Below are 25,408 nucleotides of genomic sequence, written 5' to 3' on the forward strand. Positions count from 1 at the left end.
ACGTACCGACGTGGCAATGAAGATAGCTTTAGAGCAAGCCGGAATCCTGTCGTAAGTCATTCTACCAGGCGAAAAAGAACAGCCTGCGACAGGGAAAATTGACACATCTATCCACGCGCAGAAGTAAAGGCGCGGTTGAATTTAGGTCAGCGACGTCTGCACTCAGCGAAACCCGAAGAAACTCAAAATCGCGAGGACAATAACGACAGCGCCGACAAGCCAGATCAAATTGTTCATGGGAACCGTTCTCCCGTTCGATTGAGCCATCCGTGGCATGATGACTAACTGCGCGCAGAGCTTGAGGTTCCCGATCAAGTGATTGCCGCAGGCCGCCTCCTCTTGCAAATCTGGCTGCCTTCTCCGTGCAAGGTCGGCGACCGCTTTATGGGCGGTTAGGTCCATTTTTCGATAAAATCCTTCAGGTTCATCCTTGGCTAAATCAGAGCAGGCGGCGATCTGAGGAATCAGCCGCAATACCGCCGCAGTATTATCAGCGCTGCCTTCAATAACTGCATGAGCGGGCGTTGCTGGGCCTGAACCCATCCGCGCATGCCGGATTTATCGAGGTGTCGCGTTGATATTGAAAATCCTCGTGGTCGTGCCTTGCAGGTGACGTGCAGGCAGAGGTGATCGTGGACGCACCGAGCAGCGCCCCGGCGGCTAACAACGTGAGAAAGCGGTTCATCTGAGCCTCTCCTTGAAAGGGTGGTGCGAGATCGTGGCATCACAAGCCTACACCAAAACTGACGACATGCGTTGATCACGCGCCCGAAACAATCACGCGATCGATCAGTTCAGTTGACGATGTATCGCCCCGATCCATGATCAAATTCGCTTCGATAATCTAATCCAGCTATTCTGTCGTTATGGAAGTGATTTCAATGATGATGAAAGCCTGTTGTAACCAATTTTATCTTGAATAAATCGAGGTTTTTCAGTAAATTAATAGCATAAAAAGTACTATAAATGGGAGGATACTATGTCTGAAGCTCGGTTTGATCCGGTTTTTCTTGATAGAAAACATTTCGTCGATCAGGTCACATGTCTCGATGAAATCTTCGATGTTCTGGAGGAATGGCCGCAAGACAAACGAGGTTTGGCATATGACACGCTGTTGAAGGCGTGCAGGGATGCGGCGAGCGGGCGTTTCCCGCTCAGCGCCGCGCGCGAAAATTTCCGGCGTTTTCTGAAGATGTCGGGTGTACTCGAAGGTGGCCCCAGATTCGATCGGGTGCTCAGCGATCAAAATATCGGTAACGCTTGAGGAGGGCGGCTTCCGGGCCAACGGATGGGCAGATCCATCACGCTTCGCCCGGACCCGCATTCGCGCAACTCGTCTTCCACGATGGCCGTAAGATGATATCGTCGGTCTTGGCGGATCTTAGCCGAGGCCAGCGCCGGCCCAGTTGCATCGGAAAACCAGCACTGGCTTCGCAAACCCCTTGAGCCGTCGGCGCGTCGCGTGAGCGAAGAGATCGGCGGCACCGTATTCCCGAAAAATATTCTCTGAGACGAGGATCTGGTCGCTGGCGGCTGCCGCGCAAAGTCGCGCGGCAAGTTGCACGGTCGAGCCGAAGAGATCGTTGCTATCTTCGACCGGCTCGCCGCAATCCAGTCCGATGCGGACATGAATGGGCTCGGCGTTTCCGCCGTTGTAATGCTCGAATTCCTGCTGAATCGCCATTGCGCATTCGACGGCTGCGGTTGTTGCGGCAAAGGCCGCCATGATGCCGTCGCCGGTATGCTTCACCTCGCGGCCTGAATTTTGGCTGAGGCATCGGCGCACAATGGCGTCATGTGCTCGGACGAGTTCGGTCGCCAGAACGTCGCCGAGGCGTGATGTCATCTCGGTCGATCCGACGATATCGGTAAAGAGGATTGCCCGGTGGCCGGGATCCACTTGCGCGGAGGATTGGCCGGGCGCTGGATCGGGGTCATGAATTCGGCCTAGAAAAGCCTCGACGGCCGACAAAGCCACCTCGACGATCTCGTTGGCGACGAAGCCGTGGGCCTCACGATGCACGCACTGCGCGGTCGCCATGTCTGGTGCATCCACGAGACAAAAGGCGGTGCCGCGTCGTTGGTCGAACCAATAGGTGAGGAACTTGACGCCGTAGCGATCCTGAATGTCGAGGTCCATGCGATGCGCCTGGGCAACCTCGGCGGCCGACGTTCCCTCAAGATAGTGCCGGTCCATGAAGATGGGCATCGCGCGTCCCTCCCAGATCCGCCGCGTATGGACGTGCCGCATTGTACGGTCTGGAGGTTGTTCCGTCCACCTTTGGCACAGTGGAGTAGTAATATTGAATTATTGGAGATGTCATTGGCCAAGCAAATGGCATCGGAAGGTGCGCAGGAGTTCTTCATATCCACCGATGAACTACATACAGAATGCGACCTTGAGTGGGTCGATACATGTTTTGTATGAGAATTGCTGCAAGCTCTGGGTGAAATTCTGAATTTTATTCGACAAGCCTCCCTCAGATGTGGAACCTTAAGCATGCCGACGGCGTTCCACGCATCGCCCATGCTTTCTCGAGTGTCGATGGTAAGGGCCGACAGGGAATTGGAGTTATGTTTGCTGCCACTATCGCCGATCAAAATAAGTCCCACCAGGCATCGACGCTTCGACAGCGCTTCCCATCCGGCACGGAAATTGCAAAGATACTCATAAGCTCACGGAAATTGGGAAAAGCTGTAGCAAAGTGAGACAGACGGCAAATTTTCGACCGGTCGGCTTGGCCTCTATAGGGCTCGCTCATTATGCCGTCATTAACTCTGTGTGGGATGCCGCGCGCACGCTCCTCCACGACTGGCCCGTCGACGATGGCGAGGAATATTTCGAAGCCGTGAAGGCCTGTCTCGATGCCATTATCGGCGATCTTTCCCCCGAGTGCGTGAGGGTGGCGTTCATCAGGGCTGCGCAGGAGGCCGGTATCGCCGTGATAGAAGCTACGGGCTGAATGCCGGCGAACTTCAATCCCCGGATTTCACCATCAAAACCTCCGGTTTGACGATCGAAGACTCGGGCTTGTCGCCCGTTCCGACTGCAACAACGTCGCAGCGCTTGACTTCTCTAGCCAAAGTCTTAAATTAGAACAAAACAGGAACATTGGAGATGATCATGACACATACGGAGCAGGTGATCGCCAACGCCCTAGCCCTTGTCGACGCGTCCCGCGCGGCGCGCGAACGGGATCAGTTGCGGCGCGCTGCCTGGCAGAAAAAGGTCGAACTCAGCCGGCCGCTGCCGCCCTTGCCGCGCCCGGTTCAATTGCCGCTGGCGCTGAACTGATGCAGCCGGCAAAGACCTTGGAACCCGATCAGGCATCGCCCGGCCAAGCTTGCCCCGATCAAGCTTGGCCCGATCAAGCCTGGGAAGTCGAAGCCGTGCTCGCCTGGCATGACGACAATGCCAAAGCGGCCATACGCGCGCTGCTCGACGACTGCAAACATCTCCGCCAGCAACTGGCGCTGGCGGAGAGCGCAATGAGCCGTGGCATGACCCGCGGATGGACGCCGCGATATGAACGGGACGTTCTCTGAACCGCGGCGCCGCGTCCTTGGTCGCGACCAAGGAGCGGCGATTGCTGGCGCGGTTTTCGCCCGAACTCGGCTCACGGCAATTCCTGCGCAGTCGGGCTAAGTCCGACCTTCGCGAGATAAGCCTCAAGCGCCCACGCGTCAGTTGATGCGACTATGGCGCCGATATAACCATCGGGACGCACGAGCACCCAGTCTCCCGGTGCCACGGTGTAGGCATCACGGAAATGCCCGCCTTCGTCGACAACATCTCCACGCGAGCCGATCTTATGGATGTGCAACCCTGGGCGCGGGGGCACCGCCGCTTGCTCGACCGCGTAGCCCAGCAGCGTCCAGTGCGCACCCTTGAACAGTTCGAACAGACGTGTCGGCTGGCCGGCGGCGCCGTTGAGGGGCGCATCGGGCGCGCGGTCGCCCGCAAGCAGGCCGCCGCCTCGTTCCGGTTTTTCCAGCGCGAAAGAGGATTGCGGATAGCCGATGTCGAGTTGATGGACCTCGCGACCGCGTCGCATGTCGCCCCGCTTGAGGGCGTCAAGTAACGTTGTGGAGAGTCCGAGCATGGCGGCTGCGATCGGGCGGCGCTCTTCCTCATAGCTGTCGAGCAGCGTGTCGGGTGCGCCTGCGGCAACCGCCGCCAGTTTCCATCCGAGATTATAGGCATCCTGAACGCTGGTATTGAGACCCTGTCCGCCGGTCGGGGGATGTATATGTGCGGCATCGCCGACCAGAAACACGCGGCCGTGCCGGTAGCGATCGGCGAGCCGGGCATTCATGTTGAAGGCCGATGCCCAGGACACCGACTGAATGGTAATGTCTCCGCGGCCGCTGCGCTCCGCCACCAGGGCATTCAGGCCGTCGGCGGAAAGATCGACGTCGCCGTCCAGCGGAATCGGTCCCTGAATCTGGAACATGTCCGTTCCCGCGAGCGGGCACAGGGAAATCTGTTTCTCCATATCGCCGTCGCTGAAACGATGCCACGCATCGCGCGGCAGCCCGGTCAGGTTGACGTCTGCAACAATGGCCCGCACGCCGAGCGTCTTGCCTGGAAAGCCGATATCGAGCGCATGACGCACGAAGCTGCGGCCACCATCCGCCCCAACGAGCCAGCGCACGCGGATGGTCTCTTCACCGGTTTGGTCCTTGAGCCGGGCGGTCACACCCGCCTTGTCTTGTTCAAAGCCGACGAGTTCGCATCCAAATTCGGGGCGATGCCCCAATTCGAGCAGCCGCTCGCGCATGACGCCTTCGGTTAGAAACTGCGGCACCATTAGGGGATGATGATAGGGTTCGGCCGGCGTCGGAGCCTCGTGTACCACGATGTCGGCTTCGGTGACGCTCCCGTCGTTGCGATATTCCCGCTGCCTGGGATAGGTGCCGCCCACTGCCACGATCCGGTCGAGGATGCCGAGATCCTCGAAGACTTCCTGCGTCCGCGGTTGAATTCCCTTGCCGCGGGATCCGCGAGACGGATCGTTCAATTTCTCGATCAAACGAAACGACACGCCGCGGCGCGCCAATTCGATCGCCATCGTCAAACCAGCCGCTCCGGCGCCTGAAATCAGTACGTCGACTGCAGAATTCTCTGTCATCGTGATCTCCATATGTGTATTATGCACACAATAAAAGGACTGGGACGGCAATGTCAACAAACAATGTGCAAAATACACATATTAGCGATCAGCTGCGTGAACTTCACGGGGCGTTGATCGAAATCGTCAGCGTCATGAATCGCCCGCAGCGCGATGAGCAGATGGTCCGCGACGCGGGCATCTCGCTCGATCGCGCACTGTTTCCGCTGCTGGTCATGGTGGAGCGGCTTGGCCCTATCGGCGTGGTCGAACTCGCCGACCGTGCCGGGCGTGATTACACCACCGTCAGCCGGCAGGTCGCCAAGCTCGAGAGCCTCGACCTCGTGGAGCGCCGCGGAAGTGTGGCCGACCGGCGGGTGCGGGAAGCGATCATCAGCCCAAAGGGCAAGGCGATGACCGATCGCATCGACGCCGCCCGCGAGCGGATGGGCCGCGCCATCTTCGCCACCTGGGACGAGCACGACTTCAACGAGTTGGTGCGGCTAATGCGAAAGTTCGCCAATGATATCGGTGACGATGCCGACAGGAGCGCCGCGAGCGCGTCCGAGCCGGGCGAAGAGAGCGGCTGAGGGGATGACTTCCGGCTCGCTTCAGCCAAACACCTTGGCGGCCGTGACCTCGACTTCCACCAGGAACTCCGGGCGGGTGAACCCGCCGACGATAATCAGCGTCGACGTCGGCTTCGGATCGAGCGTATAGCGATCTCGCACGGCCATATAGGCCGGGAAATCCTCGCGTTTGGTCAGGAATCCGGAAATGCGGATAACGTCGGCAAAACTCATTTCCGCCTCGGCGAGAATTGCCTTGATCGCCTCGAAGCAAAGTTCCGCCTGCGCACTGATATCCTCCGGTACGGTGTCGTCGAGGCCAATCCCAAGCTGCCCCGAAGTCACCAGCAGAGAGGCGCCTGGCGGCACCAAAAACCCATGATTATAGTTTCCGAACGGGCGGCGGACAGCGGACGGATTGAAGATCTTGGTCATCGGTATTCCTTCCTTGGGCGAGGACGCTTTGGCGATCATTCATCGGGCCCAATTATGAGACATATGCCGATCGCAGCGAAAGTCCTCAGAAGCGCTCCATTGTTGTCTTCACCTTCTCCAGAAACCGTGCCCGCGTTTCCTGCGTGCAATTGTTCATGTCGTAATGAGCGAGGAAGGTGACGGGCCGCAGCGGGTTGATCTGCGCCCTGAGCACGCGTTTGACGATTTTCTTCGGTGGGTTGCCGGCGACGAAGGCGCGGAACGGTGTTGCGCCATAGGTCAGCACGGCGGCGAGCTTCCTGATATGGCGCAGCCGCGATTCCACTTTGCCGTCGACCAGCTCGAAGGAGACGCCGGGCAGCCACACGCGGTCAAAATAGCCCTTGAGGATCGCCGGGAAACCGAAGTTCCAGACCGGCGTGACCAGCACCAGCCCTTCCGCCAGCTTCAAGCGATCCACATAGGGCTTCACCAGCGCGGTGTTGCCGGGATAGTCGTGATAGGCAAGCCGATCGTGGCGGGAGAGCACGGGATCGAAATTCTCCGCATAGAGATCACATGCATCCACCTCGTGGCCTGCCGTGCGCAGACTTTCCAGCGTCTGTCTGTAAAGCGCCTTGCCGTAGCTTTCCTCGACTGGATGCGAATGCAGCACCAGAACCTTCATGAGGCCTCCATGACGCTCGCAAGGCCTGGGAAGAGATAGTTTTTGCCGGCGTTGAAATCGAAATCGGGGTTCTCCCAGGCGATCATCTTGCCGGGGTTGAGCAGCCCCTTGGGGTCGGTCTCATGCTTGAAAGCGAGCTGCACCTTGTCGGTGCGCTTCATGCCGCCTTCCTCCAGTGTGTAGCGGTGCGGATTGAAGATCGGGCAGCCGTGATCCTGATGGATCCTGATGATCTCTTCGAGACGCTCCTCCGTGGTGTAGCGCACCAGCGGTAGGCCGGAGCATTGGATCTGCCCGTCGAACTTGATGAATTCGAGATGGCCGGGGACCTCGTCGCCGAAGATCTCCACCATCTTCGCGACCTTGGCCACATGATCCGGGCCTGGATACTGGACCTGCAGATAGGTGAAGCCGGGATCGACTTTCAGCGCGCGCAACGTCGTGTGGTTCCAGACAAGTTCGTAAGCATGCGGGATGCCTTTCATGCTCTCGACCATGTCGGAACGGAAGATGACCTCGCCTTTGTGGGCCGAGGTGAAGGCGAGGAAGGCATCCATCGAATGCGGCGCGATCATCAGCACCACAACCGATTGCCCTTTGCGGATATAAGGCTTGTGGCGGGTGAAATATTCATGCGGGATAGGGGCCGCGATCGGCGCGATCTCCTTGAGGAGGATGCCGTTGCACTTGGCGAGCGCGTCCGAGAAGCGCACCGAAGCCATGAAATCGTCATAGCCGACGAGCACGTCGACCCAGTCATAGGCAGGAGCGAGCGGCATCTCGATTTCGGTGATGATGCCGTTGGTGCCATAGGCATGGCTGACCTTTTGGAGATCCCAGCCAGTGAGGTCGAGCACGCGCGGCTCGGCCTCCATGGTGACGACGCGCAGCCGCAAAATATTGCCGATATCGCGCAGGCCGCCCCAGGTGATCGAGCCGACACCGCCGGAGCCGCCGGCGATAAAGCCGCCGACAGTCGCCATCTGCGCCGTCGAGGGGTGGAAACGCAATTCCTGTCCGGAATGAGCTTTTGTCTGCTTGTCGAGCTGGGCAATGATGATGCCCGGTTCACAGATCACGCGACCAGGATGGATTTCCTTGATCTTATCCATGGCGGCAAGGTTCAGCACGATCCCGCCGGAGAGCGGCATCGCCTGGCCATAATTGCCGGTGCCGCCGCCGCGCGGTGTCACCGGTACGCCATGGGCGAAGGCGACCTTGAGCGTCCGGATGACTTCCTCTTCGCTTTTTGGCGTGACGATAAGATCGGCCGTCACGCTATCGAGCTGCGCCTTCAATATCGGCGAATACCAGTAGAAATCGCGGCTTTTCTGACGCACGAGCGCCGGATTGTCTTCGATGGCGATGCCTTTGAGTTCCTTCTTGATCGTCTGATAATCCGGCATGTCAGGCTCCAACGACGCTGTCGAGTTCACGATAGTCCGGCAGGCTGCGGTCGATCACCTTTCCGCGGCGTAACACGACGCGGTCGGACTGCGGACGGGAAAGAAATTCGCTCCAGCGCCGGGCGCTGAAGAGCACGAGATCGGCCGCAGCGCCAACGGCGATGCGACCCAGATCCGGCCGGCCGAGGATGTCGGCGGGCGAAGTGGTGACGACACGAGCGGCCATATCCAGCGGATGGTCGAGATGCAGGATGCGGACCGCCTCGCGGAACACCTCCACCGGATCGAGATCGCCGTAGGCGTAAAAGGGATCGCGCGTATTGTCGGACGCGACTGCGGTCGGGACGCCGGCCGCCGCCAGTTCCTTGAACAGGGTGATGCCGCGCCAGCGCGGCGTGCGGCCGGCATAGCGATCCTGCAGATACATGTTGCACATCGGCAGCGAAACGACGGAGAGACCGGCCTGCGCGACGAGTTCCACCGTCCGCTTCGCCGTCTCCTCGTCCTGGCGGGCAAGCGAGCAACAATGGCCGACGGTCACCTTGCCTTCGAACCCGTTGCGCAGGACCGCTTCCGCGATCGCCTTCAGCGTCTCGGCGCTCGCATCATCGGTTTCGTCCACGTGGAGATCGACATCGAGCCCGTTGTCGGCTGCGGCTCTGAAAAGCACGTCGAGTTGGCCGTCCAGATCCGGATTCATGCGGGTGACGCCGCCGATCAATCCGCCCTTGTCACGCACCACGGCGACGAGGTCGGCGAAATAGTCCGCGTCCGCCATGTATTCCATGGGGAAGAGCGCCACCGCCTGCAACGCGATCTTGTCCTTCCAGATCTCGCGCATCTCGGCGAAGACCTCGAAGGAAACGCGATGTTGCGGCGCAAGAGAATCGAGATGCGTGCGGATCAGGCTGGTGCCGTGTGCATAAGCCGAGCGTAGAGAAAATTCCATGCGCTTCTTCACATCGGCGGCTGACCAGTAGGCTTCGCGATCAACGCGCACCGCCTCCAACGCGCCGATGAAGCTACCATCAGGATTGGCGTTGCGCGGCCAGATGTGGCCCTTGTCGAGATGAGTATGCATGTCGGTGAAGCAGGGCCAGACCATGCCGTCCTTCAGATCGAGCTTTGCGAATTCGACCGGCGCTTCGCCGGGCGGCAGCACGGCGGAAATAATGCCGTCGCTGATGACGATATCGGCTTTGACGAGGCCCTCGGCGGCCGGCGGGTGAAATCCCACGACGGCAACGGCAGGCAGCGTCGCGTTACTCAGCACGAAGCGGCCGGCATTGGGTGGGGAAATGAAGGAATACGTCATCAGTTTTCCCGTTTCAGGCTGCTTTCGTGCCAGCGATGCAGGCTCAGCCAGGAAATGAAGGAGGTGGCGGCAAAGATTGCGACGCCAAGCAGGGAGAGCATCAGGAGTGCGGCGAAGAGGCGCGGAATGTTCAGCCGGTACTGCGCCTCGAGCAGCCGGAAAGCCAGACCGGAGCCGGCGCCGGCTGAGCCTGCTGCAAATTCCGCGACGACGGCAGCAATCAGAGCAAGGCCGCCGCCAATCCTCAGGCCGGTCATGAAATAAGGCTGGGCGGCGGGCAGCTTGAGATAGAGCAGCGTCTGCCACCGGGAGGCGCCGTAGAGTTCGAAAAGGTTGATCAGATTGTGGTCCACGCTCTTCAGCCCCTGGACCATGTTCGAAAGGATCGGGAAGAAGGCGACGAGGAAGGCACAGATCAGCAGCGCCACCTGGGTTGATGGCGCGTAGATCAGGATCAGTGGCGAGATCGCGACGATCGGCGTTACCTGGAGAATGACGGCGAGCGGATAGAAGGCGAGTTCGATCCAGCGCGATTGTACCAGGAAGATCGCAAAACCGACGCCGCCGATGAGCGCCAGCATTAGCGACATGAAGGTGATCTTGGTGGTGACCCAGAGGGCAGGGGCAAGCGTGCCCCAGTCGGTCACGAAGGCGCTGGCGACGGCCGCCGGACCCGGCAGGATGTAAGGCGGCACGCCAGACAGCTTCACGTAGAGATACCAGATCAGGATCAATGCCGCGATCAGCAGGAAAGGGATGCAGATGCGCAGAGCCAGATCGCGGCGTCTTGCGCTTGCGGCGCTGGCAAGAAGCAGCGGCGAGGCCTCGGTTTCGTCGCTCATCAATGATCCTCCGCCGAGTTGATCGCCCCGATGAGCGAATGCGAGACCGTTTCGCAGGCTTTGCGGTATTCTTCCGAAGTGCGGTAATGCGCGTCGCGTTCCAGGCTGGTTGTCAGCGGAAGGTCGGCATGCACGCGCCCCGGCCTTGCCTTCATCACGACGATGCGGTTGGAGAGATAGGCGGATTCGAAAACTGAATGCGTGACGAAGATGACGGTGATACCGGTCGCCTTCCAGAGCCGCAGCACGTCGTCGTTCAGTCTCTGGCGGGTGATCTCGTCGAGTGCTGCGAAGGGCTCATCCATCAGCAGGAGTTTCGGCTTCGTCACCAGCGCGCGGGCAATCGAGACGCGCATCTTCATGCCGCCGGAAAGTTCGCGTGGGTAAGCCTTGGCGAAGTCCTGCAGGCCGACAGTGCTCAGCACTTCCAGGATTTGATCATGCGCCGCCGTCCTCGAAATGCGCTTGAGCTTCAGCGGCAGGTAGACATTGTCGAACACGTTCTTCCAAGGCATGAGCGTCGGCTCTTGGAAGACGAAGCTGATATCGCCTTCCGGAAGGCCCTTGGAGTTGATGCGTGAACTCGGCCAGTCGATCGCGCCCGACGTGACATCGCCGAGGCCAGCGATGATGCGCAGTGCCGTCGACTTGCCGCACCCGGAGGGGCCGAGCAGGCTGATGAACTCGCCGTTCTCCACGGTGAGCGACATGTTCGAAAGGGCCACGGTTCCACTGGAGAAGACTTTCGAAACCGATTGCATGGCGACCAGCGGCCGCTTGCGTGTCTCTTTCGGGGATAGGGCCTGAGCTTCTGCTGGGGGCATTGCCTGTCTCGTTCATGCGAGGGGATGTGATCCGCGCTGTTCGCAGCGGATCACAGGCGTCGTCGCGGCTTACTTCTTCATCGCCATTCCGGTGCCCTTGCAGACGAATTTCGTCGTAAAGGCCTTCGCGTAGTCCGTCTCCGGCTTAAAGACCCTGATCGCCACCATCTCGTCGAAAAACGCCTTGTAGTGCGCGTCCGTCAGGCAGCCGATGCCCTTGTCCAGGCTGTCGCCGGATTCGATGATGCCGTATTCTTTCATCTTCGCGATGGAGTAGGCGATCTGACCATCCGTCATTTCAGGATTGTCTTTCTTGATCAGTTCGTTTGCCTTGGTGTTGTCGCCGTAGAGATAATGGTACCAGCCTTCAATCGAGGCATCGACGAAGCGCTGAACGACGTCAGGCTTGCTGTCGATCATCGTCTGCGTGGTGGTGATCATCGTCGAGTAGGGAGAGTAGCCGTTGTCGGCGAGCAGGAAGACCTTCGGCTCGAAGCCGGCCTGCTTCTGGATCTCATAGGGTTCCGAGGTCAGGTAGCCTTGCTGCGCGGACTCCTTGTCGGCGAGGAACGGAGCCGGGCTGAAATTGTAGGGCTTATACTGCTCGTCCTTGAAGCCTTTGAAATTCGCTTTCATCCATTCGAAATAGGTGAGGTAACCATCCTTGCCGAGAAACAGCGTCTTGAGCTTGGCAAGGTCTTCGAATTTCTCGATGCCGGCATCCGGATGCGCGATCAGCACCTGTGGATCCTTCTGGAAGATCGCCGCGACGTCGACGAGCGGAATACCCTGCTCGACCGCGGAGATTTCGCCCTGCGGCCCGCCCATGTAGAAATCGATCTTGCCGGAAATCAGCAGGGCGCTGTTTGCCGCGTTCGGCCCCCCCTGCACGATGGTGACGTCGAGGCCGTGCTTGGCATAGGTGCCGTCGGCAACCGCTTGATAGAACCCTCCGTGCTCGGCCTGCGCCAGCCAATTGGTGCCATAGCTGACTTTGTCGGCTGCTTCAGCCGATGCCATGGAGGCAAGCATGCCGCCAAGGCCGATGAGTGCGGAAAAGACGCTGTTCTTCAGTGCATTGGGCATGATCGACGTTCCCCTTGTGAATTCGCGACGTCCTCGGCGACGTCCGATTTTCTTCATAGGAGCGATTGCTTTGCTCTTTGAAAAGCATCAAATTTCGTGCGCAATGATGCCTTTTCGGCATCTCACCGAAAGCCTGTGCCTAATTTGCGCTGTGTGCTTTATTTTTGTGCAACGAGGTTGTGATGCTGCACTCCAGAAAGCTTCTCTACATCAACGAGATCGCGCGCTCAGGCTCGATCCGCAAGGCGGCGGCGCGGCTGAATGTGGCGTCTTCGGCGATCAACCGACAAATCCTCGCATTGGAGGAAGAAATGGGCGCGCCGCTCTTCGAGCGGCTGCCGCGCGGTCTGCGCCTGACGGCAGCCGGCGAGCTCTGTATTGAACATATTCGCGACGTTTTGAAGAATTACGAGCGGCTGGAGGGGCGCATCCGCAGCCTGAAAATGCAGCAGGCGGGCAAGGTGCGTCTGGTGACCACGGTCGGTCTTGCGGCAGGTCCGCTTCCCGAAATCATCGCGCGCTTCCAGTCGGAGCATCCGCGGGTCTTCATGCAGTTGCGCAACGACGCTGGCACGATGACGGTCAATCCGGTGCTGTCGGGCGAGGTGGATATCGGCCTCGGCTTCAATATTCCGGCCACACCAGGCATCCGAACGCTCGGCACTTTCGACATTCCGATTGGGGTGGTTTTGCCGCCCGGTCACCACCTGATCGGTTCAGGCCCGATCAATCTGGCGGATATCGTCCAGGAACGCCTGGTGCTGGCGCAGCAAGGCACAAGCCTGCGTGATGTGATCAATCTGGCGATGGCCCGCCTCGATGTGCATGTCGAACCCGTCCTGGAAACCAACGCGTCGGAGATGCTGAAAAAGCTCGTCAAATCGGGGGCAGGGGTAACCATGCTGAACCCGCTCGACGTCATCACCGAGTGCCGGCAGGGCGAATTGGTTTTCCGGCCGATCGCAGAGCCGCATGCTCGCCACCAGTCGATGAAGCTTTTCGCACGCGCCCGCGCGCCGCTCGATTCCGCGACCAGCCTGTTCGTCGAATATCTCCTCGCCGAACTGGCTGGCTTGGTGGAGGAACTGCAGGCCAAAGGCCACATTGCGATGGAGAAATCCGCCGCGATCTGAACCGCGTCTCGGGCATGACCCTTACTTTGAATAGAGATTGGAGAGCGGGTAATACTTGAGGTCGTAGAGCAGTTCGATAAAGCCCTTGACCTGGTGGCGGCAGATTGCCTCGCCCTTTTCGGCTGTACCGCGCGACGCGTCGCCGACGACGCCGTTGGGATTGAGATCGTGGGCGATCCAGGCAAGCGAATGCGGCGGCAGCGGCTGGATGTATTTCGATTGATCGCGCATCCCTTCCGCCTTGGATGTGAAATTCTGTGCCCTATCCATCCGCACCAGATCAGGGCGGAAATAGAGCATGAGCGAGGTTTCCACCTCGCCGCCGTGAATGCCATATTTCAATTCGTGTTCGCTGATCATGCCTTCGGGGTGGCCGAAGCGGCCCCATTGCGTGGAAACCACAGCCATTTCGTGGCGGACGCGCAGCTCTCGTGCGACGATGCTCATAATGTCGACATTGCCGCCATGCGAATTGACGATCACCATCTTGCGGATACCGGCTTCGGCAACCTTGGCGCCGATCGCGGTCCAGACCGGAATGAGCAGTTCCGCGCCAAGCGACAGCGTTCCCGGCCCGTAGATATGCTCGTTAGCTTTGCCGATCTCCTGGGTCGGCAGCACCAGAAAATCGAGATCGACAGGCTTCTGGCTCCGCAACTCGGCAAGCATGCCGTTGGCGATGGCGACATCTGTTGCAACAGGCAGATGGGGTCCATGCTGTTCAGTGGAGGCAATCGGAAGAATGGCGATCGTGGTCTCGGGAGAAAGTCCGGCGAAATCGTAGCTGTTTAGTTCGTTCCAGTAGAATGGCATTGCCATCGCCGTGCGCCTCTCATTGCCGTTTGAGACAGTGAGTAGGGAATATCGCAACATGCGAAAAGCATCAATTTGCGCCCGCACCGATGCCTTTTTGCGGGTGATTGGGACATGCCCCCATCAAAAGCGCCTCTCTTCCACAGTTAGATGCCTGATAGCGGTGGGTCCGTTCATCGAAGCCATTGCGCCTGCGTGGTTGCAATGGTTTTGTAGTGCCTTCGCAATTCAACGTTTTCCGGTGATTTTCAATGTTCGATATTCTGTGGCGCGGCCTGGTGATCGGCGCCGGCGCAACCATTCTCATGGACCTTTGGGCGATCGTGCTCGCAAAGGTCTTCGGTCAGCCGCCGGCCAATTGGGCGCCGGTGGGCCGCTGGTTCTGGCATCTTCGCCGTGGCAAGGTCTTTCACGACAGCATCGCCGATGCCGAGCCTTACGCCAATGAACTGACACTCGGCTGGATCAGCCATTACGCCGTCGGCATTCTCTATGGGGTGATCTTCGCGATCATCATGGGGGAAGGATGGCTGTCCGCACCGACATTTCTTCCCGCCTGGATATTCGGCATCGTCACCGTCGGCGCGGGATGGTTCCTGCTGCAGCCGGGCCTCGGCATCGGGTGGGCGGCCTCCAAACATCCGACGCCGAACAAGGTGCGGTGTCTCAACCTCATCGCTCATACCGTGTTTGCGCTGGGGCTCTACGGCACCGCCCTGATCATCCGCTAATCTTCGGTCAATCTATTCAATCCCGGGCCGGTTTCCCGGCCCGGGTTCATTCGTCTCACCGCGCGGCCCAATTCGCGCCGCGGCGGAAGATGGTCTTCATCTGGGGAACGTCGAACTCCTTGGCCTGGTGGCCGAGCGAGGAATAGAAAACGCGGCCCTTGCCGTATTTCCGTTTCCAGACGACTGGCATGACGACGCCGTCGATCCAGTAGGCGTGATCGCCGGTGAATTTCGTCGTCGCCAGAACCTCGTTCGAGGGATCGACATGCATATAATATTGCTCTGACGTATAGGGGAAATCGGCGATACCCTCCACGAGAGGGTCATCGGGCCGGGTGATGTTGACGGTATAGTCGATGATGTTGCCGGGGTGCGCCACCCATTGGCCGCCGATGATGAACTGGTAGTCGACGGAGTCGCGGAAGGCGTCGCCCGCGCCGCCATGATAGCCGGCGATGCCGACGCCGCTTTCGATTGCCGTGGCGAGGTTCTTGACCTCCTCCTTTTCGATCTTCGACATGGTCATGATCGGCACGACGAGGCTGAGATCATGAACGGAAGGGTCGGCAAGCGCCTCGGTGCCGTGTTCGAGATAGACCTTGAAGCCATCTTCCTCGAGCATGGTCTTGATGATTTCGGCGCATTCCTGCGGCTCGTGGCCGCTCCAGCCGCCCCAGACGATCAGTGCTTCACGCATAGTTTTTCCTCCTGAAACTTATTTCGCTAACCGTCCGTCGACGATGGAATCGGACAAGGGGGCAGGGCGCTCCGTTGCAGTGGTGATCGTGACAGTGCGGCCGCTGGTAGCCGCGGTGTGGAACGCTTCCATGACTTCGAGCACATGCAGCGCGAGATCGCCATTGGCGCGATGCGGCCGGTTGGAGCGGATCGCATGCGCCATGTCGGCGACGCCGAGCGAGCGATAATTGCCGTTGGCATAGGGTGCCGTCACCGGTTGGTCTTCGAACGAACCGCCCTTCTTCAGATATTCCACCGGGCCGGCGAACTTGTTCGGATCGGGCACAATAAGCGTGCCCTCGGTTCCGTAGACTTCAAGCGGCACATGCCTGTGTCCGGCGACATCGAAGCTCATGGCGATCTGGACGACGGCGCCGTTGGCAAAGGCCATCATGCCGGCGACATGGGTCGGCACATGCACGGGAATGCGCTCGCCGTTGCGCGGCTCGCTTGATATCAGCCGTTCCGATCGCGGCGTCGTCGCAAAGCCGGCAACTTGCGAAACCGGTCCGAGAAGATTGACGAGGTCGGTGATGTAATAGGGGCCCATATCGAGCATCGGCCCGCCGCCGACTTCGTAATAGAAGGCCGGGTTCGGATGCCAGCGCTCATGGCCCGGGCACATGAAGGTCGCCGAACCGCCGACCGGCTGGCCGATGACGCCCTGATCGATCAGGGCGCGGGCCGTCTGGTGGCCGCCGCCGAGGAACGTGTCGGGGGCCGCGCCGATGCGAAAATTCCTGGCCTTCGCGGCCTCCGCCAATTTCTTCCCTTCTGCGAAATTAATCCCGAGCGGCTTTTCCGAATAGGTGTGCTTGCCGGCATCGAGCGCCAGCATCGCCACGGCAACATGGGCCTTGGGGATCGTCAGATTGACGATAATCTCGACCTTGGGGTCGGCGAAAAGTTCTTCGACGGATTTGACCGGAACGTTGAATTCAGCGGCCTTTGCCTCTGCCAGCTCCCGATTGAGATCGGCGACGCCACGAATGTCGAGAATGGGAAAGGATGCCATCGCCGTGAGATAGGCGCCCGAAATATTGCCGCATCCGATGATGCCGATACCGACTTTGTCCATGAAATCCTCCATTAAATCTTGATTGTGCGCCCGTCAGAGCGCCGGCCCTGTCGTGCTCCAGGGCGATTCGTACAGTTCGTAGAGCGCTACTGCCGCGGCACCCTGAGCCCAGAAATCATCGCTCGAATCGTCGAAGACGAGTTCACTCACCCCGCGCAGCGACGGCGGAATGGCTAGCGCATAGGCGTCGCGCAGGCTGTTGAGAAAGGGTTCGCCGAGCGCCAGGCTGGAGCCGACCAGAATGACCCGCGGCGGCGCAAAGAGGGTGACGATATTGGCGATGGTCAATCCGACAGCTTCGCCGGCGCGGATGGCCGCACTGATCAGCCGGTCGTCATCGGCCTTGATCAGCGCTTGCGCATGGTTCATGCCGCGCCCGAGGCGGATCGCTTCGGCAAAGCGCCCGTCCGCTTGCTGTTCGCCGAGGATCGCGCTTTCGCCGGCCTGGCTGAAGAGCCGGACGATGCCATTCGGTCCCGTTCCGAGTACGAGGTCGCCGAGATTGTGGCTGAGGCCGCCGGCGCCGCGGAACAGGCTGTTGCCGTGCAGGACCCCGAGCCCCAGCGTCTGTTCCAGCGAAATCAGCACCATATCCTCGAGATCGCGGGCCTTTCCGAACCAGTGATGGCCAAGCGTGATGGCGTGGGCGTCACTTTCGACGATGGTCGGCGTCGAAAGCCGCGTCGACATCTCGGCGGCGAAATCGACATTGGTGTCGCGAAAGATTGGACTGCTTCTTATGTAGCCGGTGCGGTGCTCGATGACGCCAGGAAAACCGAGGCAGACGCTGTCGACATCCTCCAGCGACAGCCCGGCATCGAGGACGCAGCGCCTGACCCCGTCCTCGACCAGATCGGCGATGACGCCGATCGGCTGCCGGTCGATGCGGATCGGCAGGGCGAGCTTCGACAGCACGTCGCCGCGGAAATTCGTGACGACGAAGACCATCCTGTTGGCGGCGATCTTGCCGCCGACGACGCGGGCGGCATCGGGATTGAGTTCCAGCGCCACGCGCGGTCTCCCGCGAACCGCCTCGTTACGGATATCGCCTTCGTGACGCGGTAGGATCAGCCCATCGTCGAGTAGCGAGGCGGTGATGGCGGAAACGGTGGTGGTGGAAAGTTCGGTACGCTCGCTGATCTCGATCCGTGAAATCGGACCATGACGCCTGACGGTATCGAGCACGTTCAGGCGATTGATCGCGCGCATCAATTCTGGATCTGCTGTCTTCATGAAAATTAGCCGGCGGTCGTTTCGTTAGGCGGAAGCCAATATTTTTAACGGGTTACGAAATAAATAGCAGGTAATTCCGGCACCCTGTCAAGCGCATTTGATAAAAATAGAGGCAGTTGGGTTGACATCGGACGCAAGCTCCGTTGAATTAATCCGCATTGGGGAAAAATTGTGAGGATAGGTCCCCTGGGAGGAAAATCATGAATTTCAGTTTGAAGAGCACCCGTTTCGGCGGCAGGCGAATCGCATCCATGGCCGCGGCAGCCGGCATGCTGCTGGCCGGAGCAGGGGCCGCCTCGGCGACGACGGTGGTCAAGTGGCTGCATCTCGAGACCGATCCGAAAAACGTCAAGGCCTGGGAAGAGATTGTTAAGAAATACGAAGCCCAGCATCCCGATGTCGACATCCAGATGCAGTTTCTCGAAAACGAGGCGTTCAAGGCTAAGCTTCCGACATTGCTGCAGTCCGACGACGTGCCGGATTTCTTTTTCAGCTGGGGCGGCGGCGTCCTGAAGCAGCAGTCGGAGACCGGCGCGCTGCAGGATGTGACGGCAGCTCTCGATGGCGATGGCGGCAAGTTGCGCAAGGCCTATACCCCGGCTTCGGTCGATGGCCTGACCTTCAACGGCAAGACCTGGGCGATCCCCTACAAGGTGGGCTTGGTTAGCTTCTTCTACAACAAGGCGCTGTTTGCAAGGGCCGGCGTCAAGGCCGAGGATATCAAGACCTGGACTGATTTTCTCGAAGCGGTGAAGAAGATCAAGGCGGCCGGCATCGTGCCGATTGCCGGCGGCGGTGGCGAAAAATGGCCGATCCACTTCTACTGGAGTTATCTCGTCATGCGTGAAGGCGGCCAGAAGGTCTTCGACGCGGCCAAGAACGGCGAAGGCGAAGGGTTCCTCGATCCCGCCGTCATCAAGGCGGGTGACGATCTCGCCGAACTCGGCAAGCTGGAGCCTTTCCAGCCCGGCTATCTCGGCGCGACATGGCCGCAGACGCTCGGCGTCTTCGGTGACGGCAAGGCGGCAATGATCCTCGGCTTTGAAGCGACCGAAGCCAACCAGCGCAAGAATGCCGGCGACGGCAAGGGCCTGGCATCCGACAATATTGGCCGTTTCGTTTTCCCGACGGTTGAGGGCGGCGCCGGCAAGCCGACCGATACGCTGGGTGGCCTGAACGGCTGGGCCCTCACCAAGAAGGCCTCCAAGGAAGCGATCGATTTCCTCGCTTTCCTGACGAACGCGGACAACGAGCGGGCGATGGCCAAGGCCGGCATGCTTCTGCCCGTTGCAGTCGGCGCCGATGACGGCGTCGTCAACCCGTTGCTCGCCGAATCGGCAAAACAGCTCGCGGGCTCTACCTGGCATCAGAACTTTTTCGACCAGGATCTTGGTGCTGCCGTCGGCCGCGTCGTCAACGACGTGTCGGTGGAAATCGTCTCCGGTCAGATGAATTCCAAGGATGGCGCCAAGATGATCCAGGACGCTTTCGAGCTGGAACAATAACCAGCGCCTGCAGACCCTTCCTGGCGCTCCGACCCAAAACGGAGCGCCAGCGTCGCTGCCGACATGCGAAAGCAGGAACAATGGCCAATATCTCAGTCCCATCGATCACGACGGCCGCACGGCCGGCAAGGAAAGCCGCAAACAGCCGGAGCTCGGTCGCGCATGACCGGCTGACGGTGCTGTTGCTCTTTCTGCCGCCGGCGCTGCTGCTTTTCACGCTCTTCGTCATCATGCCGATGGGGGAGGCCGCCTGGTACAGCCTTTACAAATGGAACGGTTACGGCACGCCGACCGAATTCATCGCACTGCGCAACTTCCAGGTTCTGTTCCGTAACGCGGCTTTCACCCAGGCGCTTGTTAATAACGGCCTGATCATCGTCATCTCGATCTGCATCCAGGTACCGCTCGCCATCTGGCTGGCGACCATGCTGGCGCACCGCATTCCGGGTGTCGTCGGCTTCCGCCTGATCTTCTTCCTGCCCTATGTGCTGGCGGACGTTGCCGCAGGCCTCATCTGGCGCTTCGTCTACGATGGCGACTATGGCCTGTTTGCCGCCGTTTCCAACTTCTTCGGTTTCGCCAATCCTTATGTGCTCGCCGACAAGGACTTGGCGATCTATGCCATCCTCGGGGTGATCGTCTGGAAATATTTCGGTTTTCACATGATGCTATTCATCGCCGGGCTGCAATCCGTCGACAAAAGCGTGCTGGAGGCGGCCGAAATCGACGGCGCCACCGGCTGGCAGAAATTCCGTTACGTCACGCTGCCGCTGCTCGGCTCGACCTTGCGTCTTTCCATCTTCTTTGCGGTCGTCGGCTCGCTGCAGCTCTTCGACATGATCATGCCGCTGACCGGCGGCGGGCCGTCCAACTCCACCCAGACGATGGTCACCTTCCTCTATACCTACGGCGTCATGCGCATGCAGGTCGGCCTCGGCAGCGCCGTCGGCGTGGTGCTCTTCATCATCTGCGTGACGCTCGCTTTCGGTTACAAAAGGATATTCATGCGCCATGACTGATATGAGCTCTTCTATCCGCATGAGCACATCGACACGCATCTATCTCTACGTGTCGCTGAGCCTGATTGCCGCGATCGTGCTCGTGCCGCTGCTGACGACGGCGCTTGGCGGCTTCAAGACGCTGGGCGATCTGCGCACCAATCCCTTCGGCCTGCCGACGGAATGGCAATGGGCGAACTATACCGACATTCTTTTCGGTGAGCGCTACTGGCTGCAGATCGGCAATTCGCTTGTGATCGCCGCACTCACCGTCCTCCTGACGCTGATCGTGTCGTCCATGGCGGCTTTCGCCTTTGCCCATGTCCGGTTTTTCGGCTCGTCGTTCCTGCTCAATTATTTCCTGCTGGGCCTGATGTTTCCGGCGGCGACTGCGATCCTGCCGCTTTTCATCCGCATCCGCGATCTCGGCCTGCTCGATACCTATTGGGGCGTGGTGCTGCCGCAGGTCGCCTTCGGGCTCGGCATGAGCATCCTCTTATTCAGGAACTATTTTCGCAACCTCCCGGAAGAATTGTTCCAGGCGGCCTTCGTCGATGGCTGCGGTTATCTCAGATTCTTCTGGCATGTGTCGCTGCCGCTTTCCCGGCCGATCGTCGCCACTGTCAGCATCATCTCCTTCGTCGGCAGTTGGAACAGCTATATCCTGCCGCTGATCATGCTGAACTCGGAATCCAAATATCCCTGGCCGCTCGGCATCATGGTCTATCGCGGCGAGTACGGCACGGAATGGCAGCTGGTACTGGCCTTCATAACCCTCACCATCCTTCCCACCATCATCGTCTTTTTCGTCGCCCAGAGACACATCATCGCCGGCTTGACCGCCGGCGCCGTGAAGTCCTGAGCCGAACCATTGGAGGTGCAATCATGGCATCTGTTGAACTGCACGATATTCGCAAGGCCTATGGCGCCGTCGACGTCATCCACGGCATTTCGCTTGCGATAGAGGATGGGGAATTCGTCGCGCTCGTCGGGCCGTCCGGTTGCGGAAAATCGACGCTGCTGCGGATGATCGCCGGCCTCGAGGAGATCACCGATGGCGAAATCGCGATCGGCGGCAAGGTCGTCAACGCCATGACGCCGCGCGAGCGCAACATCGCCATGGTCTTCCAATCCTATGCTCTCTATCCGCACATGACTGTGGCTGAAAATATGGGTTTCAATCTGAAGCTCGCCGGCGTGGCGAAACCCCAGATCGAGCTCCGCGTCGCCGAGGCCGCCCGCATGCTCGATCTCGCCAAGCTCCTCGACCGCAAGCCGGCCCAGCTTTCGGGCGGCCAGCGCCAGCGCGTCGCCATGGGCCGCGCCGTCGTGCGCAATCCGGCTGTCTTCCTGTTCGATGAGCCGCTGTCCAACCTCGATGCCAAGTTGCGCGTGCAGATGCGCTCGGAAATCAAGACGCTGCACCAGAAGGTCCGGACGACCTCGATCTATGTCACCCATGACCAGATCGAAGCGATGACGCTGGCCGACCGCATCGTCGTGCTCAATCAGGGCAGGGTGGAGCAGCAGGGAACACCGCTCGAACTCTACAAGAAGCCCGCCAATCTCTTCGTCGCCGCCTTCATCGGATCACCGGCGATGAACATGCTCGACGGCACAGTCGACGGCGAAAATGGTGGGCCAGCTGCTCGCCTCAGCGACGGCACGGCCATCCGCATCGCGCCTGACCGCAAGGTCAAGCCCGGTCAGGCCATCACCGTCGGCCTGCGCCCCGAACATCTCGTTCCCGGTCTATCAGCCGGCACGCCGCTCGCCGGCCGGACGATGCTGGTGGAACCGACAGGCGCCCAGACCCACGTGGTCTTCGATCTCGCCGGTCAGCAGGTAACCGCCATCGTCGACGGTGAATATCCCGCCCGTTATGGCGCCGTGTTCGAGGCGAGTATTACGAGTGATCAGGTGCACGTCTTCGATCGCGGCACCGGCGTGGCGCTTTAGGGGCGGTTTACGTTAAAGCCGCCGGCACCTTAGACTGCTGATAAGCCGGCCAACTTCTCTTTCGTCATGCTCGGGCTCGTCCCGAGCATCTGTTACGCCGGTTGCAGATCCTCGGCACAAGGCCGAGGATGACGCCGAGAAGAGAGATTCGTCATTGGTTCAAAGGGTTGAAGTGTTTTTCGCGCATCTGAACGGACGCGGGCGCGCACTGTAATCCATGGCGGAAGGCCCCCGCGTTTCCTGATCTCCGATTTGCTACTCCGCCGCGATGCGTGTCCCGCCGTTTGCCTGCACAATCTTCTCCAGCAGCCCGAGTTCTTCCGGAGTGAGATCCGTCAGAGGCGGGCGCACAGGCCCTGGATCCTGCCCGAGGACGCGAAGGCCGGCCTTGATGATCGAGACGGCATAGCCACGCTTCCGATTGCGCAAGGCGACGAAGGGGAAGAAGAAGCTCTTCAGGATCTCGTCGACCGTCGACTGATCGCCGGTGCGCAAGGCGCCATAAAAGCGTTGGGCGAGGGCGGGCACGAAGTTGAAAACGGCAGACGAATAGGTCGTCACACCGGCGGCGAAATAGGCCTGGGCATAGACTTCATGGGTCGGCATGCCGCCGACATAGACCAGACGGTCGCCGAGCAGGGTGGTGATCTCGATGACCTTGTCGACATCGCCGACGCCGTCCTTGAAGCCGATCAGGTTCGGGCATTCCTCTGCCAGACGCGCGATGCTTTCGGCCGAAAGAATGGCGTTGTCCCGGTTATAGACGATGACGCCGATGCCGACCGATTGGCAGACCGCCTTGACGTGGGCAATCAGCCCGGCCTGTTCCGCAAACATCAGATAGGGCGGCAGCAGCAGCAGACCGTCCGCGCCCGCCTTCTCGGCCGCGACGGCGATCTCGATCGCCAGCGACGTGCCGTAGCCGGTTCCCGAAATGATCGGCGTCTTGCCCGCCGACGCCTTGGCGGCCCGCACGACCTGCGGGATCTCACTGGGGTTGAGGGAGAAGAACTCGCCGGTGCCGCCGGCGGCAAACAGCGCAGCAGCATCGTAACCGGCAAGCCACTCGACATGACGCCGGTATTTGGCTTCGTCGAATTTGAGTTGATCGTCGAAATGCGTCACCGGGAACGAGAGGAGACCACTGCCGACGGCCTTCTTCAATTCAATCGGGTTCATCATGAAGTCCTATTCCTTAGGTGTTGAAAATCGTCTCGGGCGCTCTCGAGCACCTGTAGAAGTGCCGCGATATAACCGTAGCAAAAGGCAAAGGCGGTGGCGGTCGGATCCTTGCCGCTGACGGTCGGCACATGGTCGGGCATCAGCATGTATTTGAAGCCGACTTCCTTGTAGATCCTGGCCGAGCGGACCATGTCCATGTCGCCTTCTTCCGGGAAGGTCTCCATGAAGGAAAGTTTGCCGCCGCGAATGTTGCGGAAGTGAACGTTGAAGATCTTGTTGCGCTGACCGAACCAGCGAATGATGTCGTCGATTTCTTCGCCGGGGTTTTCGAGCATCTCGCCGATCGAGCCCTGGCAGAAATTGAGGCCGTGATAGGGGTTTTCGCGCATCAGCACGAATTTCTTCAGGCCTTCCACCGTGCCGAGCACACGCGTGACGCCGCGATAGCCGGGCGGCGTATAGGGATCGTGCGGATGGCAGGCGAGCCTGACGCGGTTACTTGCGGCAACAGGAACGACGCGTTCGAGGAAATAGTCGATCCGTTCCCAGTTTTCATCCTCGGAGAGAACGCCGGCAAGACCGGGTGCGGCCTGATGATCCGCCTTCTCCCAGCGGAAGCTGGCGTTCAGCGATCCGCCGCGTCCCGGTTCATCCGGCGTGCGGGGAATGCCGATCAGGTTGAGATTGTACTTCACAGATGGAATGCCGGCCGCGGCGACATTCTCGATCATCTTGCAGACGGCGTCGATCTGTCTGTCTCGATCGGGGCCGGCCAGCAGGATATCGGGATAGGAAGCCTTCTCGATCGGCTGCGAGGGCAGGGGCAACTGGATCATGTCGAGGATCAGGCCGAAGCTTTCGACCTTGTCGCGATGACGCTCGATATCCGAAAGCGTCCAGCTGCTCGGCTTTCCCGGCGGGTCGGCGTTGATATGCTTCACACCCAGTTGCGCGAAAATGCGATAATCGTCGTCATCCCGCGCTGCCACCTGTGTTCCCAGATACATCAAAGTCCCTCTCAAGTCTTCGCAATGTCATATGACATAATATGAATTTTTGAGAGAGTCGAGCCCTATTACTGTTCGGCGAGCATGCGGTAGCGACGCTGGCTCGCCATCATATGTGCCCGCATCGCCTGGCGCGCCCGCTCCGGATCCTGGTCGGCGATGGCCGAAAGGATTTCCACATGTTCGGCGTAGACCTTCTGGAGATAGTCGCGGTCATTAGCTTCAGGAAGCGTCGGAAACTGGCCGCGGGGAATGGCTCTCGGGCCGAAATGGCGCAGAACATCGACGTAGAATCGGTTGTTCGTGGCGGCCGCGATTGCCATATGGAAGGCATAGTCAGCCTCCACGGTCTGCTGCCCGGCTTCGATCAGGCTTGCCATTCTGCGGTTGGCTTCGCGGATTGCCGCCTCCTGTTCGGCGGTGCGGCGATAGGCGGCGATGGCTGCCGCTTCGCCCTCGGCCGCCATGCGAAACTCCAGCAATTCCAGGGTTTCCGGAATGCTTTTGATTTCCACAGGCGTCAGTGACAATACCGAATGAATCTTGGGATCGGCGACGAAAACCCCTTTGCCCTGGATCGGCTTGACGAAGCCCGCTGCTCTCAGGTCGGCAATGGCTTCTCGCACCACGGTGCGGCTCACGCCGAACGTCGATTCAAGCTGCGGCTCGGTCGGCAATTGGTCGCCGACGCGCAGCTTCCCCGTCTCGATTTGCGCCCGTAGCTGATCAATGACCTGCTGCGCCAGTCTTTGCCGACCGCGGCTGAGTGTTGTCAT

Annotated in this window: 29 protein-coding genes; 11 read left to right on the forward strand and 18 right to left on the reverse strand. The window is 59.9% G+C overall.

The window, feature by feature from the left end:
- Nucleotides 1-162: 162 nt before the first annotated feature.
- Both EFQ99_RS11125 and EFQ99_RS35475 read right to left on the reverse strand, forming a co-directional pair.
- Nucleotides 163-543 (reverse strand): hypothetical protein, encoded by a 381-nt coding sequence (locus tag EFQ99_RS11125; protein WP_164736360.1) that lies wholly within the window; start codon nucleotides 541-543, stop codon nucleotides 163-165.
- Nucleotides 503-685 carry a hypothetical protein gene (locus EFQ99_RS35475; RefSeq protein ID WP_126921089.1) on the reverse strand — a complete coding sequence of 61 codons (183 nt, stop codon included), beginning with the start codon at nucleotides 683-685 and terminating at the stop codon, nucleotides 503-505. Before EFQ99_RS35475 ends, EFQ99_RS11125 begins: the two co-directional genes overlap by 41 nt.
- A gap of 294 nt (nucleotides 686-979) precedes the next feature.
- Between EFQ99_RS35475 and EFQ99_RS11135 the strand changes: the two genes are divergently transcribed.
- Nucleotides 980-1,264, forward strand: coding sequence for a DUF982 domain-containing protein (locus tag EFQ99_RS11135; RefSeq protein ID WP_126921090.1), 285 nt, complete (start codon nucleotides 980-982; stop codon nucleotides 1,262-1,264).
- A 117-nt stretch (nucleotides 1,265-1,381) separates the two neighbouring features.
- On the opposite strand, the gene EFQ99_RS11140 is transcribed toward EFQ99_RS11135, so the two are convergent.
- Complete coding sequence (locus EFQ99_RS11140; RefSeq protein ID WP_126921091.1) at nucleotides 1,382-2,209, reverse strand: nickel-binding protein; 828 nt, start codon at nucleotides 2,207-2,209, stop codon at nucleotides 1,382-1,384.
- A gap of 496 nt (nucleotides 2,210-2,705) precedes the next feature.
- On the opposite strand from EFQ99_RS11140, the gene EFQ99_RS11145 reads away from it, so the two are divergent.
- The 3 genes from EFQ99_RS11145 to EFQ99_RS11155 all read left to right on the forward strand — a co-directional run bounded on the left by EFQ99_RS11145 (nucleotide 2,706) and on the right by EFQ99_RS11155 (nucleotide 3,546).
- On the forward strand, nucleotides 2,706-2,963 hold the full coding sequence (locus tag EFQ99_RS11145) for a DUF982 domain-containing protein (RefSeq protein ID WP_126921092.1): 258 nt from the start codon (nucleotides 2,706-2,708) through the stop codon (nucleotides 2,961-2,963).
- Between the two features lie 161 nt (nucleotides 2,964-3,124).
- Nucleotides 3,125-3,295: a hypothetical protein gene (locus tag EFQ99_RS11150; protein ID WP_164736361.1), complete on the forward strand. Its 171-nt coding sequence runs from the start codon at nucleotides 3,125-3,127 to the stop codon at nucleotides 3,293-3,295.
- Nucleotides 3,295-3,546, forward strand: coding sequence for a hypothetical protein (locus EFQ99_RS11155; RefSeq protein ID WP_126921094.1), 252 nt, complete (start codon nucleotides 3,295-3,297; stop codon nucleotides 3,544-3,546). Before EFQ99_RS11150 ends, EFQ99_RS11155 begins: the two co-directional genes overlap by 1 nt.
- Before the next feature lie 71 nt (nucleotides 3,547-3,617).
- Here the strand turns inward: EFQ99_RS11155 and EFQ99_RS11160 are convergent, their stop codons facing one another.
- Nucleotides 3,618-5,132 (reverse strand): FAD-dependent oxidoreductase, encoded by a 1,515-nt coding sequence (locus EFQ99_RS11160; protein WP_126921467.1) that lies wholly within the window; start codon nucleotides 5,130-5,132, stop codon nucleotides 3,618-3,620.
- A 50-nt stretch (nucleotides 5,133-5,182) separates the two neighbouring features.
- Between EFQ99_RS11160 and EFQ99_RS11165 the strand changes: the two genes are divergently transcribed.
- Nucleotides 5,183-5,701 carry a MarR family winged helix-turn-helix transcriptional regulator gene (locus EFQ99_RS11165; RefSeq protein ID WP_126921095.1) on the forward strand — a complete coding sequence of 173 codons (519 nt, stop codon included), beginning with the start codon at nucleotides 5,183-5,185 and terminating at the stop codon, nucleotides 5,699-5,701.
- 21 nt (nucleotides 5,702-5,722) lie between these two features.
- Here the strand turns inward: EFQ99_RS11165 and EFQ99_RS11170 are convergent, their stop codons facing one another.
- The 7 genes from EFQ99_RS11170 to EFQ99_RS11200 form a co-directional block, all read right to left on the reverse strand.
- On the reverse strand, nucleotides 5,723-6,115 hold the full coding sequence (locus EFQ99_RS11170; protein ID WP_126921096.1) for a RidA family protein: 393 nt from the start codon (nucleotides 6,113-6,115) through the stop codon (nucleotides 5,723-5,725).
- An 85-nt stretch (nucleotides 6,116-6,200) separates the two neighbouring features.
- Complete coding sequence (locus EFQ99_RS11175; RefSeq protein ID WP_126921097.1) at nucleotides 6,201-6,782, reverse strand: NAD(P)H-dependent oxidoreductase; 582 nt, start codon at nucleotides 6,780-6,782, stop codon at nucleotides 6,201-6,203.
- A complete protein-coding gene (locus EFQ99_RS11180) occupies nucleotides 6,779-8,188 on the reverse strand; it encodes an FAD-binding oxidoreductase (protein WP_126921098.1) in 1,410 nt (469 codons plus the stop codon). Before EFQ99_RS11180 ends, EFQ99_RS11175 begins: the two co-directional genes overlap by 4 nt.
- Before the next feature lies 1 nt (nucleotide 8,189).
- Nucleotides 8,190-9,503, reverse strand: a complete 1,314-nt coding sequence (locus EFQ99_RS11185; RefSeq protein WP_126921099.1) for a cytosine deaminase — start codon at nucleotides 9,501-9,503, stop codon at nucleotides 8,190-8,192.
- Complete coding sequence (locus EFQ99_RS11190; protein ID WP_126921100.1) at nucleotides 9,503-10,345, reverse strand: ABC transporter permease; 843 nt, start codon at nucleotides 10,343-10,345, stop codon at nucleotides 9,503-9,505. Before EFQ99_RS11190 ends, EFQ99_RS11185 begins: the two co-directional genes overlap by 1 nt.
- Nucleotides 10,345-11,169 (reverse strand): ABC transporter ATP-binding protein, encoded by an 825-nt coding sequence (locus EFQ99_RS11195; protein ID WP_126921101.1) that lies wholly within the window; start codon nucleotides 11,167-11,169, stop codon nucleotides 10,345-10,347. The genes EFQ99_RS11190 and EFQ99_RS11195 overlap by 1 nt, the downstream gene beginning before the upstream one ends.
- 69 nt (nucleotides 11,170-11,238) lie before the next feature.
- Entirely contained in the window at nucleotides 11,239-12,255 is a 1,017-nt protein-coding gene (locus EFQ99_RS11200; RefSeq protein ID WP_126921102.1) for an ABC transporter substrate-binding protein, read from the reverse strand.
- 182 nt (nucleotides 12,256-12,437) lie between these two features.
- Here EFQ99_RS11200 and EFQ99_RS11205 point away from each other — a divergent pair, with 182 nt between their 5' ends.
- A complete protein-coding gene (locus EFQ99_RS11205; protein WP_126921103.1) occupies nucleotides 12,438-13,388 on the forward strand; it encodes a LysR family transcriptional regulator in 951 nt (316 codons plus the stop codon).
- Between the two features lie 21 nt (nucleotides 13,389-13,409).
- Here EFQ99_RS11205 and EFQ99_RS11210 read toward each other — a convergent pair whose 3' ends face one another.
- Nucleotides 13,410-14,207, reverse strand: a complete 798-nt coding sequence (locus tag EFQ99_RS11210; protein ID WP_126921104.1) for a creatininase family protein — start codon at nucleotides 14,205-14,207, stop codon at nucleotides 13,410-13,412.
- A gap of 245 nt (nucleotides 14,208-14,452) precedes the next feature.
- On the opposite strand from EFQ99_RS11210, the gene EFQ99_RS11215 reads away from it, so the two are divergent.
- Entirely contained in the window at nucleotides 14,453-14,932 is a 480-nt protein-coding gene (locus EFQ99_RS11215; RefSeq protein ID WP_126921105.1) for a DUF2938 domain-containing protein, read from the forward strand.
- A 55-nt stretch (nucleotides 14,933-14,987) separates the two neighbouring features.
- On the opposite strand, the gene EFQ99_RS11220 is transcribed toward EFQ99_RS11215, so the two are convergent.
- Genes EFQ99_RS11220 through EFQ99_RS11230 form a run of 3 tightly spaced genes read right to left on the reverse strand, consistent with a single transcriptional unit; the run spans nucleotide 14,988 to nucleotide 17,981 of the window.
- A complete protein-coding gene (locus tag EFQ99_RS11220; RefSeq protein ID WP_064249998.1) occupies nucleotides 14,988-15,629 on the reverse strand; it encodes a ThuA domain-containing protein in 642 nt (213 codons plus the stop codon).
- Nucleotides 15,630-15,647: 18 nt separating this feature from the next.
- Nucleotides 15,648-16,748: a Gfo/Idh/MocA family protein gene (locus EFQ99_RS11225; protein ID WP_126921106.1), complete on the reverse strand. Its 1,101-nt coding sequence runs from the start codon at nucleotides 16,746-16,748 to the stop codon at nucleotides 15,648-15,650.
- A gap of 33 nt (nucleotides 16,749-16,781) precedes the next feature.
- Nucleotides 16,782-17,981: an ROK family transcriptional regulator gene (locus tag EFQ99_RS11230; protein WP_126921107.1), complete on the reverse strand. Its 1,200-nt coding sequence runs from the start codon at nucleotides 17,979-17,981 to the stop codon at nucleotides 16,782-16,784.
- A gap of 200 nt (nucleotides 17,982-18,181) precedes the next feature.
- Between EFQ99_RS11230 and EFQ99_RS11235 the strand changes: the two genes are divergently transcribed.
- From EFQ99_RS11235 to EFQ99_RS11250, 4 genes are all read left to right on the forward strand, one after another.
- On the forward strand, nucleotides 18,182-19,486 hold the full coding sequence (locus tag EFQ99_RS11235) for an extracellular solute-binding protein (protein WP_126921108.1): 1,305 nt from the start codon (nucleotides 18,182-18,184) through the stop codon (nucleotides 19,484-19,486).
- 80 nt (nucleotides 19,487-19,566) lie between these two features.
- Nucleotides 19,567-20,505 (forward strand): carbohydrate ABC transporter permease, encoded by a 939-nt coding sequence (locus tag EFQ99_RS11240; RefSeq protein WP_126921109.1) that lies wholly within the window; start codon nucleotides 19,567-19,569, stop codon nucleotides 20,503-20,505.
- Entirely contained in the window at nucleotides 20,498-21,346 is an 849-nt protein-coding gene (locus tag EFQ99_RS11245; protein WP_126921110.1) for a carbohydrate ABC transporter permease, read from the forward strand. Before EFQ99_RS11240 ends, EFQ99_RS11245 begins: the two co-directional genes overlap by 8 nt.
- Nucleotides 21,347-21,369: 23 nt before the next feature.
- Nucleotides 21,370-22,443: an ABC transporter ATP-binding protein gene (locus tag EFQ99_RS11250; RefSeq protein ID WP_126921111.1), complete on the forward strand. Its 1,074-nt coding sequence runs from the start codon at nucleotides 21,370-21,372 to the stop codon at nucleotides 22,441-22,443.
- A gap of 255 nt (nucleotides 22,444-22,698) precedes the next feature.
- On the opposite strand, the gene kdgD is transcribed toward EFQ99_RS11250, so the two are convergent.
- The 3 genes from kdgD to EFQ99_RS11265 all read right to left on the reverse strand — a co-directional run bounded on the left by kdgD (nucleotide 22,699) and on the right by EFQ99_RS11265 (nucleotide 25,408).
- Nucleotides 22,699-23,625, reverse strand: coding sequence for a 5-dehydro-4-deoxyglucarate dehydratase (kdgD, locus tag EFQ99_RS11255; protein WP_126921112.1), 927 nt, complete (start codon nucleotides 23,623-23,625; stop codon nucleotides 22,699-22,701).
- Complete coding sequence (locus EFQ99_RS11260) at nucleotides 23,622-24,632, reverse strand: mannonate dehydratase (RefSeq protein ID WP_126921113.1); 1,011 nt, start codon at nucleotides 24,630-24,632, stop codon at nucleotides 23,622-23,624. The genes kdgD and EFQ99_RS11260 overlap by 4 nt, the downstream gene beginning before the upstream one ends.
- A 68-nt stretch (nucleotides 24,633-24,700) precedes the next feature.
- Nucleotides 24,701-25,408: a FadR/GntR family transcriptional regulator gene (locus EFQ99_RS11265; protein ID WP_126921114.1), complete on the reverse strand. Its 708-nt coding sequence runs from the start codon at nucleotides 25,406-25,408 to the stop codon at nucleotides 24,701-24,703.

The sequence above is a fragment of the Rhizobium vallis genome, from assembly GCF_003985155.1.
GTDB lineage: Bacteria > Pseudomonadota > Alphaproteobacteria > Rhizobiales > Rhizobiaceae > Rhizobium > Rhizobium vallis.